Origin of the sequence: Streptomyces sp. NPDC005648, from assembly GCF_040605395.1 — a bacterium.
Classification (GTDB): domain Bacteria; phylum Actinomycetota; class Actinomycetes; order Streptomycetales; family Streptomycetaceae; genus Streptomyces.
This window is the reverse complement of the sequence record NZ_JBEXCS010000161.1, coordinates 1-10,971: the sequence shown is the minus strand read 5'-3', so window position 1 is coordinate 10,971 and position 10,971 is coordinate 1. Positions and strand designations below refer to the sequence as shown.

Here is a 10,971-nt window from a genome sequence, read left to right as displayed (position 1 = left end):
GACGAGGTCCGTCAGTTCGAGCGTGAATACGCCGAGTTCGGCGGTGTGGCGCACTGCGTGGGCGTCGCCAACTGCTACCACGCCTATCCGGCCCACGCGGCGTTCGGCGGCTACAAGCAGTCCGGGATCGGGCGCGAGACGCACAAGATGATGCTGGAGCACTACCAGCAGACCAAGAACATTCTTTGTTCTTACAGCCCTCAGAAGCTTGGCTTCTTCTAGCGTCTCAAGTGGGTTGTCTGGAGGCACTGTTGCACTCCAGGCAACCCGCCGCAGAGAATACCCACCGTAATCGATTAATTCCTTAAGGCTACATTCTGGCGCCTCAAGAGATTCCTGCCGGACCATTCGCGGGCCGCCCGTGGGCGCGTAGTGGATGTTGGCGGTGGTCCAGCCGGAGGTGGCGGTGGAGTCTTGACGGTGATCGTGCCGGTGCCCAGTGCGTAGTTGTTGCCGCCGTTGTTGTCCCAGGTGCCGCTGCCGTTGTTGAAGGTGGCCTGCAGTCCGGTGGCCGAGCCGAGGTCGACGGTCTTCTTCACCCAGTCCGTGCAGGCGCTCTCCATCTGCGTACCGGGAACCGTCGTCCAGGAGCCGGCCCGAGCAGTCCGGTCGCCGCCACGAACGCCACGAGGGGGCGTCGTGGCCGGCGCGGGAGTGCAGATCTCATGGCGACTCCAATACGGGGCGGATCCGGGCGGCTCGAGCGTCCCTGCAAGACCAACCGGAAAATTCCTGAAAGTTCTTGCAGTGCGGAAGCTACAGGGACATGACAGACGCGTAAAGGGGTCTGCACCAGAAGAGGACGTGGTGCCACAGGGCGCCGCTGTGCCCTACCGATCGCGTCCGGCGCCGCCAGGAACGCCCGGACCCTGCAGGGATACAGTGGCAATACTGGTCGGATTTGCCGAGATATTGCCGATAAAGGAATCTCCCCTCCACGACGGGAGACCAGGTGGCGACTGGGAACGCGAGGCCCGGGAGCCGCATCGAACAGCCCGAGGTGATGCGGCCATGGCTGCGTGCGGTCAACCATGGGCTGTCGACGGCCGAGGCCCTGAACGTGGCGCTCGAGCAGGCGTCCACCCACCTGGGAGGCCTCGGCGGTTTCGTGCACTGGCGCGAACCGGGTTCCGGTCGGTTGCGCCTGGTGACGGCCCGCGGGCTCGCGCCGGAGATCGCCGAGGCATGGGCGACTCTCCACGAGGACGGGGACGTGGCCCCCGCACGCGCCATTCGCGGCGGTGCATTCGTGTGGGTGGCCGGGGACAGCCTGGGGATCGGGGCCTCCGGCACCGCGGCGGTGCCTCTGCCTGCCACCGGTGGGCGCATCGGTGCGCTGTCGGTGCTCACGGCGGGAGCCGACGAGCCGGACCCCGCCCAGCGGTCCTTTCTCGGCTCCGTCGCGGCGTGGGCGGCCGGACACCTGGAACTCCGAGGGGGGTCGCCCCGCCCAGTGGCGATCAGACATTGGGAATACGACGCCGCGGCCGATTCCGTGACGCTCACCCCACTGGTCATCGACCTGTCCGGCCAGTCGCTGCAGGCAGTCGACGACAGCGCCGCGAGCACGGAACTCGGCTGGTACCTCTCGGGCATCGAGGATCTGCCGGCCTTCACGGCCGACATCCGCGAGGCGTTCGCCGGCGGGGCGGTGTACGACGCCGAATACCGGGTGCACCACGGCGACGGCACATCAGCGTCGGTGCGGGCACGCGGCCACAGGGTGCCGGGCGAGGACGGCACCTCGGCCCGCATGGTCGGCACGCTGTGGATCCCGGCCCGCACACAGGCCGCGTACGATCCGGCCTTCGCCGCCCTGCGCGCCATGGGGGACGGATTCCTGACGGTCGCCGAGGACTGGCGGATCACCTTCGCCAACAAGGAGGCCGAGCGGCTCCTCGGCCCCGGCCGGACGCTGCTGGGCAGCCCTCTGTGGGACATTCCCGCCGGATGCGCCCCCGGTCTCGAAGTCCAGTGCCGGCGCGCGGCCGCCGAAGGAAAGCCGATCAGTTTCGACGTCCACCGGCCGGCCGACCAGCGCGTCCACCATGTACGGCTGGCCCCGTTGCCGACCGGTGGGCTGGCGATCCACTTCGCCGACGTCACCGACGAGCGACCGGGGCAGGCCGAGCGAAGCGAGACGGGGGTCCCCCCGGCCGGGGGCTGGGAACGCATCGCGGCCGAGCGGAGCGCCCGGATGACCGAGCTGACCGCGGCGCTGTCGGAAGCCGTCACCTCCAGCGACGTGGTCAAGGCCGTCGCCGACCGCGTGCTGCCGCCCGTGGGCGCCGACGGGCTGGTGGTCAACGCGCTCGCGGGCGGCTGGCTGCACGTGGTCGGATCCGTCGGTTACAGCGAGGAATTCCTGCGCCAGATCGACGGGATCCCGGTCACGTCCCACATGGCGATCAGCGAGACGTTCCGCACCCGCACCCCCGGATTCATCGAATCACCCGCCGAATACGTCCGGCGCTTTCCGCAGTTCGAGAACTTCGTGTCCGCCTCCGCCAAGAAGGCCTGGGCGTTCCTTCCGCTCATCGCCTCCGGGCACGCGATCGGCTGCTGTGTCGTCTCCTTCTCCCGCCCGCGCTCCTTCAGCGAGGAGGAACGCACCCTGCTGATCGCCCTGAGCGGGCTGATCGCACAGGCACTGGAGCGGGCCCGGTTGTACGACGCGGAGCACACCCGCGCCCAGGAACTCCAGCGCGGCCTGCTCCCGAGGACACTGCCTTCCCTGCCGGCCGCCTTCGCCACTGCCCGCTACATGCCCGCGGGTCAGGGCGAGGAGGTGGGCGGCGACTGGTACGACCTGATCCCGCTGTCCGGTGACCGGGTCGCCATCGTGATCGGCGACGTCATGGGGCACGGCATCGCCGAAGCCGCCGTCATGGGTCAGCTGCGCACAGCGGTGCGCGCGTTGGCCGACCTCGAACTGAGTCCGGACGAGCTGCTCACCCACCTGAGCGAACTTGTCTTTGACCTCGGCGACGACAAGTACGCCACCTGCTCGTACGCCGTGTTCGACCCCGTCACCCGCACCTGCACGCTCTCCCTGGCCGGTCACCTGCCACCCGCGATCGTCCACCCCGACGGCACGGTCCACTGCCCGGACCTGGCCTGCGACCCGCCGCTGGGCGCCGCCGAACCACCTTTCGAGACACACGAGTTGCAGCTGCCGGACGAGAGCCTTCTCGTGTTCTGCACGGACGGCCTCATCGAATCCGCCAACCGGGACATCGTCCAGGGACTGGCCCAGCTCAGACAGACGCTGGCCTGGGCGATCGCCCGGACCTCGTACTTCCCGACCGGCGACCGACCCGAGGCCACCACGCGCCTGGACGACCTGTGCGACGTCATCGTCTCGGCTCTGCTGCCCGAACGTGAGCGGACCAAGGACGACGCGGTCCTCCTCGTCGCCCACACCCGGGGCACACCTGCCGACAGAGTCGCCTCGTGCAGCCTTCCGGACGACCCGCGGGCAGCCGGCCAGGCACGGGAGTACGTCCGCAGCCAGCTGGCCGTCTGGGGACTGGACGAGCTCACCATGACCACCGAACTCCTGGTGAGCGAGCTGGTCGGCAACGTGATCCGGCATGCCAGCGGCCCCCTGCGCCTGCGCCTGATGCGCAGCCGCTCGCTGATCTGCGAGGTCTACGACGGCAGCCTCACCAGCCCATGCATCCGCCGCGCCGCGTTCACCGACGAGGGCGGCCGGGGCCTGCACCTGGTGGCCGCCCTCTCCCAGCGCTGGGGCACACGCCATCTCGACGAGGGCAAGTGCATCTGGACCGAGCAGGACATTCCGCCGGCCCACTGACCGACATCAGACCGGCCCCTTCGCGACGCGCCCCTCCTGCACCGCCGCCGCGATCTCCCAGGGCTTGACCGGCACGTGCCGCACCCGCATCCCGTACTCCCGCAGAGCGTCGTCGACGGCCGCCGACACGGCCGCCGGAGCCACCATGCGGCCGCCCTCGCCGCCGCCCTTGATGCCGTACTCGGTGAACGGCGAGGGCGTCTGGACGTGTCCGATGCGAAAAGCCGGGACCTCACCCGCGGTGGGGATCAGGTAGTCCCTGAACGTCGAGGACCGGAACCGCCCGTCCTCGTCGTAGGCCAACTCCTCGTAGAGCGTGGTCCCGATGCCCTGCGTGGCGCCGCCCGTGACGTGGCCGCCCAGGCTCTTGGGGTTCACGATCGTCCCCGCGTCGTGCACGGCCACATAGTCGAGGAAGGAGACGATCCCGGTGTCGGGGTCGACTTCCACGACCGCGATGTGGCAGGCGTGCCCCATGATCGGGTAGAAGACGCCGAGGTCGGAGCCGTCGGGTGCCGGCAGCGTCGTATAGGGGTGGTCGTAGGTGTACGACTCCTCCAGGCCGCTGGTCATGCCCTCGGGCAGGCTGAGCGCGAAGAAGTAGGCGGTGCCCGCCAGTTCGGGGATGGTCAGCCCCGTCTCCGGTTCGCCTCTGACCTGCACGCGCGCATCGACGAGTTCGAGGTCGGCGGCGGCCACTTCGAGGGTGTGCGCGGCGATGCGGAGAAGCTTGTCCTGCAGCTTGCGCGACGCTCCGCGGATCGCGCCGGCCACCATGGCGGTGTAGCGGCTGCCGCCGGGTCCGGTGCCGGGCAGCGCGTGGGAGGAGTCGGCGTACCGGACGTTGACGCTCTCCGGCTCGATCCCGAACTCCTCGGCGAGCACGGTGGCGCCCACCGTCTCGGGGCTGTTGCCCCACATCGACTGGCAGTGCAGCAGCAACTGGAACTGCCCGGTGGGGTCGATGGTCACCGTCGCGCTCTCGGGGCTGGAGGTGAGCGGGAAGGTCGGCTTCTCCAGCAGGAACCAGAACTCGGTGGCGCTGAAGACGCTGCGCTCCTGGGTCGTGGCCAGCCCGATACCGACGTGACGCCCCTCCTCCTCCCGCAGCCGTTTCTGTTCGGCGCGCCACCGGTCGAGGTCGATCATCGACAGTGCCTTGTCCAGTACGGCGGGGTAGTCGCCGCTGTCGTAGAGGTTGCCGCCGGGGATCTTGTACGGGAACTGGTCGGGCCGGATGAAGTTGCGGCGGCGGATCTCCTCGGGAGCGAGCCCGAGCCGGGCCGCGCCCTGGTCGACCAGCCGTTCCAGCACCCAGTTGTGCACCTCGGAGCCGAAGCCGCGGTAGGCGCCCTGCTGGCACTTGTTGGTGAGCACGGCCCGCAGCCGGTAGCGCACGTCCCGGAACCGGTACGGGCCGACGACCTGGGAGAAGGCGTTGCCGTGGTGGCCGACGCCGAACTGCATGTAGGCGCCGTAGTCGTCGACGACGTCGATGTCGAGGCCGACGATCGTGCCGTCGGCCCGCAAGCCCATGCGGGCTTCGTAGTAGCGGTCGCAACCGTGGTGGTCGGAGTTGGTCAGGTGGTCGAGACGGTCCTCGATGTACGACACCGGGCGCCCCGTCTGCAGGGCGAGGAAGCCGGCCAGGGTGGGCACCTTGTGCGCGGCGAGCTTGCTGCCGAAGCTGCCGCCGGCCGGGACCGGTTTCATCGTCAGCTTGTTGGAGGGGATTTTCAGGGTGGCCGCGATCAGGAAGGTGAAGTAGCTGAAGTTGAGGGAGTTGCAGTAGATCTCCAGCACGCCGTTGAAGCCGGGCCGGGCCACCGCGCCCGTGGTCTCCATCGGCATGCCGGCCGAGCGGCCCCAGTGCAGGGTGTCCTCGACGACGAGTTCGGCGTCGGCGAACGCGGCGTTCACATCGCCGAACTCGAAGGTCCTCTCGTAGCCGATGTTGCTGCCGTGCTCCTCGTGCAGCAGGGTGGACTCGGGCGCCATGGCCGCCAACGGATCTGTGACCGGCGGGAGTTGCTCGTAGTCGACCGCCAGCAGGTCCACGCCGTCCTCGGCGACGTACCTGTCCTCCGCCACGACGGCGGCCACGGCCTCGCCGACGTAGCGGACCTTGTCCACGGCCAGCGGGTACTGCGTGACGGTGGCCGGGCCGAAGCTCATGCAGGGGTTCATTCGCGCCTTGCAGTCCTCGCCGGTGAGCACGGCGACGACGCCTGGCAGCCTCAGCGCCTCGGTGGCGTCGACGGACCTGATCCACGCGTGGGGGAGAGGGCTGCGCAGGATGGCCGCGTGCAGCATTCCCGGCACTTTGAGGTCGGCGATGTAGCCGCCGCGGCCGACCAGCAGCCGGGGATCCTCGACCCGCCTGCGGTCCTTGCCGATGTAGGTGTAGGTCATGGGTCACGACCTCCCCGGGGCCGTCGGCCGGCGGCGGACTGAACCGCGTTGACGATGTTCTGGTAGCCGGTGCAGCGGCACAGGATCCCGGAGATCTCGTGGCGCACCTCGGCATCGGTCAGGTCCCGGCCGGTCTCGAGGATCTCCTTGGCGCGCAGCACCATCGCGGGCGTGCAGAAGCCGCATTGCAGGCCCTGCTCCTCGGCGAAGGCCTCCTGGACGGGGTGCAGCTCGGCCGGGTTGACGGACAGGCTCTCGACGGTCTCGACCGCGTGCCCGTCCGCCTGGACGGCCAGCATCAGGCAGGCGCGCACGGAGTGTCCGTCGAAGAGGACGGTGCAGCATCCGCACTCGCCGTGCTCGCAGCCGAGATGCACGCTGACCAGGTCGAGTTCGTCGCGCAGGAAGTCGGCGAGCGTGGTGCGCGTCGACACTTCGCGGACCACGCCCCGCCCGTTGACGCGCACGGTCACGATCCGGCGGGCCAGGACGTACTTGGCGGCGGTGGAGGTCGTCACTTCGCGTCGCTCCTCTCTCGGGCGCGCGCCACGGCCGCGGTGAGCGCTCGCCGCACCACGACGGCGGCGAGGTGTTGGCGGTACGCATGCGTTGCCTGCTGGTCGTCCCCCGAGACCACCCAGGGCACGATCTCCTCGGCGGCCCTGGTGATGTTCTCCTCGCTCGGGACAGCACCGATCAGCGCGGCCTCAACGGCGAATGCGCGGACCGGCGTGTCGGAGATGCCCGAGACGCCGACGGCGACGGAGCTGAAGCGGCCGTCCTCGTCGAGGTCCACCAGCGCGGCGGCGCCGGCGAGCGCGAAGTCGCCATCGCGCCGGGCCACCTCCACGAAGGCGTGCCCCGCGGTGCGCGGCGTCACCGGGTAGCGGACGGCGACAAGGACCTCCACGGGCTCCAGCGCCGTGATCATACGGCCCTGGAAGAAGTCCCGGGCCTCGATGGTGCGGGTGTCGTACGGCCCCCGCACGACCACCGTCGCGTCGAGTGCCACCGCCGTGCACGGCAGCTCGGAGGCGGGGTCGGCGTGCGCCACGCTGCCGCCGACCGTGCCACGGTGGCGGATCTCGAGATGGCCGATGTGGCGCGTGGCCGCCGGCAGCAGCGGGACCAGTTCGCCGACCAGCGGGTGGTCCTCCAGCTCGTACTGGCGCACCCCGGCGCCGACTTCCAGCATGTCGGCGCGGCGCTCGATCTTCTGCAGGTCACCGATCTTGTTGATGTCGATCAGAGCCTCGGGTCTGGCCAGCCGCATGGTGAGCATGGGGAGCAGGCTCTGTCCTCCCGCCAGGACAAGGGAGGCGCTGCCGTACTCGCTCTTGAGCGCGACGGCCTCGTCGACGGATTCGGGATCGCAGTACGTGAACGGAGGCGGCTTCATCGCCTCTCCTAGGTTGCGGCTCCTGGGGAAGCAGCAGGTGACCGGGGCCGGAGCCGAGGTCGGCCGGCTCGCTGTCCTTCTCCTCCCAGTGCACCACATCAGGCGCGATGCCGACCCATGGGCGGCCGACGCCGCCGGGTACACGAGATCTCACCGTGTGTCACCGGCCTGGTTCACGGAGCCGATCTCGCCGTCGGCTTGCCGTTGGACCACCGCTGATCCGCTTCAACTGCCGGCCACAGGTGTACACCGGCCGGTCGGCGCCCTTGGTCCACTCCCTGCTCCACAGGTACGTCGAGACACACGAGTTGTCGCGGATCGTGTTGTCACCCGCGAAGGCGGCCGCGTCCGGGCGGACCGCTGATCATCCTGGCGGCGATGACACCAAGAACCTTCTGGTCTCGTACAGCCCGAGGAAGCTCGGGTTCTTCTAGAGATCGAGGCCGGGGCGCCCGGAGACTCGTCGTGCTCCGGGCGCCCCGGCAACGCGGGCTGTGCCGGGGGTCCTCAGGCGGTCAGCGCGTCGATGAGGGCCTTGGTGACGTCCTCCGTGGAGGCGGTGCCGCCCACGTCACGCGTCAGGATGCCCGCGGCCGTCGTCGTCTCGATCGCCTTGTTCAGGCGGGCCGCCTGCTCCGGCAGACCGAAGTGGTCCAGCATGAGGGCCGCGCTGCCGACCGCGCCGATCGGGTTGGCCAGGCCCTGGCCCGCGATGTCGGGGGCGGAGCCGTGGACCGGCTCGAACATGCTGGGGAAGCGGCGCTCGGGGTTGAGGTTGGCGCTGGCCGCCAGGCCCAGGCTGCCCGCCAGGGCGCTGCCGAGGTCGGAGAGGATGTCGGCGTTGAGGTTGGAGGCCACGACGACCGAGAGGTCCTCGGGCCTGAGCACGAACTTCGCCGACATCGCGTCGACCAGGACGCTCTCCGTCTCCACGTCCGGGTAGTCGGCGGCGACCCGCTTGAAGACGTCGTCCCACAGGACCATCCCGTACTGCTGGGCGTTGCTCTTCGTCACGGACGACACCTTGCGGCGGTCGCGCGTGCGGGCGAGGTCGAAGGCGAAGCGCATGATGCGCTCACAGCCGACCTCGGTGAACAGGGCCGACTGGACGGCGACTTCGCCGCCCGGACCGCGGCCGCCGAGGTTGCGGCCGCCCAGTCCCGCGTACTCGCCCTCGCTGTTCTCGCGGACGACGACCCAGTCCAGCTCGGTGTCGTCGGCCTTGCGCAGCGGGCTGGTGACCCCGGGCAGGAAGTGCACGGGCCGGACGTTGGCCCACTGGTCGAAGCTCTGGCAGATCCGCAGCCGCAGCCCCCACAGGCTGATGTGGTCGGGGACGGTGGGCCAGCCGACGGCACCGAAGTAGATGGCGTCGAAGTCCTTCAGCCGCTCCAGGCCGTCCTCGTCCATCATCCGGCCCGTGCGCCCGTAGTACTCGCAGCCCCAGTCGAACTCCTCCCACTCGAACGCGAAGGCGCCGCCGGAGTCCTCGGCCAGCGCGTCGAGGACGGCCCGTCCTGCGGCGACGACCTCCTTGCCGACCCCGTCGGCGGGGATGGCGGCGATGCGGAACGTGCGGGGTGCGGTGGTCATGTCGTGCCTCCGGCTCGCTGTGGTGGGACCGCTTTCGAGTCAACACAGGGCGGTCCTACGGCGTCCAAGACCAGGTTCCGATGCGACGTATAGGCGCAGCCGATCGGTCCCACGGCAGCCGCCGTGTCAGGTGTCGCGGGAGCGGCGTCGGGCCAGGGACTCGGTCAGGGCGAGGAAGGCGCGTGCGCCCGGGGTGAGGTGCGCGGGCAGACTGACCATCGCCACATGGAGGTGGGCGGTCGGTTCGATGGGGGCGACCACGGCTCCGCAGCGACGGGCCAGCCGAGTCCAGGAGGAGGGCAGCACGGCGATCCCGACGCCGGTCAGGACCAGCGGCAGGATCGAGGTGCGGTGGTCGACGACGGTCACGATCTCCGTGCCGGTGCCGCCCGCGGTGATGTCGTCGACGATGTGACGCATCAGGCTGCCGGTGCGGGAGGCGATGAGCTTCTGCCCGGCCAGCTGATCGGGCCGGATGGTGATGTCGTCCTCGATGGCCCCACCGGGCGCGGCGACGACCACGAACGGCTGGTCCTCGACATGCAGGACGTCGAGGCCGGCCGGGTTGAGGGGGCTGGAGGAGCCGAGCAGGCCCAGTTCGCAGGTCCCGTCGCGGACCAGCGAGACGACCTCGTCGGGAGTGAAGGCGGCATGCGTGCTCACCGTCACGGAAGGGTGCAGCTCGGCGAATCGGTGGACGAGGGTGGTCAGCGGCTCGATGCCGGGCGACGGCATGGTGGCCACCTCGACGCTGCCGCCGTGCAGCCCGGTGAGCGCGGCGGCGGTGTCGCGTACGGCGGCGAGGTCGCGCAGCACACGCCGGCTGGGCTCCAGCAGTTCCCGGCCCGCCTCGCTCACCACGACGCCGCGGCCCACACGGTGGAAGAGGGCCACTCCGAGGTCGGCCTCCAGGTTGGCCATGGCCTGCGACAGCGACGGCTGGGCCACATGGAGCGCGGCGGCGGCCTTGCTGAAGCCGCCGTGCTCCACGATGGCCAGGAAGTACTCCAACTGCCGGGCGTCCACGCTGCCTCCGCCGATCGATGCGCGAGTCTCCCCCACGGCCTGACGCACAGGCTCAGGGCAGAGCCAACCTATCCGGCGGGGCCTCCCGTCCACCGCTCTGCGAGGGCGCGCCCGCACTGGGCGAGCAGCCGCGCTGACAGCGCGCTGTCGTGGGCGCAGTCCTCGTCCGTCAGCTCGGTGAGAGCCTGTACGGAGTCGAAGTGGGCGGCGCCGCGTTCCGGAGGCAGGGTGCAGCGGCCCGCGACGGCGTGCACCGGGACGCCCCACCGCCGGGCCCGTCCCGCGAGCGCGACCGGCAGCTTGCCCGCCAGTGACTGCTCGTCGAGGCTGCCCTCTCCGGTGACGACGAAGTCGGCGTCCGCGAGCAGTTCGTCGGCGCCGAGCAGCTCCAGGAAGTACTCGGCTCCCGAGCGCACCTGTCCGCCCAGCAGCATGCCCGCGTATCCAAGCCCGCCGGCCGCGCCGGCCCCGGCGGTGCGGGCGAGACCGGCGGCGTCGGGGACTCCGGCCGCTTCGAGTCGTCGTACGAAATGGGACAGGGCCGCGTCCAGCTCCCGTACGTCGTCCTCGGTCGCCCCCTTCTGCGGGCCGTAGACGGCGGCGGTGCCGTGCGGTCCGAGCAGGGGGTTGTCCACGTCGGTGGCGAGGACGCTGCGAAAGTGGGTCCACGAGGACAAAGCCCGCGCCCGGGCGCCGGACGGCGGGGATGACGCCGACATGACCC

At 70.3% G+C, this 10,971-nt stretch carries 8 protein-coding genes and 1 pseudogene; 2 read left to right on the top strand and 7 right to left on the bottom strand.

Annotated features, from left to right (window positions below; genetic code table 11):
• Nucleotides 1-222: aldehyde dehydrogenase family protein (locus ABZT17_RS43880; protein ID WP_356357785.1), on the top strand; the 222-nt coding region annotated here is incomplete at its 5' end.
• Nucleotides 223-354: 132 nt separating this feature from the next.
• Here the strand turns inward: ABZT17_RS43880 and ABZT17_RS43875 are convergent.
• Nucleotides 355-593: pseudogene (locus ABZT17_RS43875) on the bottom strand (carbohydrate binding domain-containing protein); the annotation flags it as partial.
• A 359-nt stretch (nucleotides 594-952) separates the two neighbouring features.
• Between ABZT17_RS43875 and ABZT17_RS43870 the strand changes: the two are divergent.
• Entirely contained in the window at nucleotides 953-3,817 is a 2,865-nt protein-coding gene (locus ABZT17_RS43870) for a SpoIIE family protein phosphatase (RefSeq protein ID WP_356357784.1), read from the top strand.
• A gap of 6 nt (nucleotides 3,818-3,823) precedes the next feature.
• Here the strand turns inward: ABZT17_RS43870 and ABZT17_RS43865 are convergent, their stop codons facing one another.
• The 6 genes from ABZT17_RS43865 to ABZT17_RS43840 form a co-directional block, all read right to left on the bottom strand.
• Nucleotides 3,824-6,229 (bottom strand): xanthine dehydrogenase family protein molybdopterin-binding subunit, encoded by a 2,406-nt coding sequence (locus ABZT17_RS43865; protein WP_356357783.1) that lies wholly within the window; start codon nucleotides 6,227-6,229, stop codon nucleotides 3,824-3,826.
• On the bottom strand, nucleotides 6,226-6,747 hold the full coding sequence (locus tag ABZT17_RS43860) for a (2Fe-2S)-binding protein (RefSeq protein ID WP_356357782.1): 522 nt from the start codon (nucleotides 6,745-6,747) through the stop codon (nucleotides 6,226-6,228). Before ABZT17_RS43860 ends, ABZT17_RS43865 begins: the two co-directional genes overlap by 4 nt.
• On the bottom strand, nucleotides 6,744-7,628 hold the full coding sequence (locus ABZT17_RS43855; RefSeq protein WP_356357781.1) for a xanthine dehydrogenase family protein subunit M: 885 nt from the start codon (nucleotides 7,626-7,628) through the stop codon (nucleotides 6,744-6,746). The genes ABZT17_RS43860 and ABZT17_RS43855 overlap by 4 nt, the downstream gene beginning before the upstream one ends.
• Nucleotides 7,629-8,135: 507 nt before the next feature.
• Entirely contained in the window at nucleotides 8,136-9,221 is a 1,086-nt protein-coding gene (locus ABZT17_RS43850; protein ID WP_356357780.1) for a tartrate dehydrogenase, read from the bottom strand.
• A 126-nt stretch (nucleotides 9,222-9,347) separates the two neighbouring features.
• Nucleotides 9,348-10,283 carry a LysR family transcriptional regulator gene (locus ABZT17_RS43845; protein ID WP_356357779.1) on the bottom strand — a complete coding sequence of 312 codons (936 nt, stop codon included), beginning with the start codon at nucleotides 10,281-10,283 and terminating at the stop codon, nucleotides 9,348-9,350.
• A 32-nt stretch (nucleotides 10,284-10,315) separates the two neighbouring features.
• Nucleotides 10,316-10,971 (bottom strand): glycerate kinase (locus tag ABZT17_RS43840; RefSeq protein ID WP_356357778.1); only part of this gene is annotated, 656 nt, incomplete at its 5' end.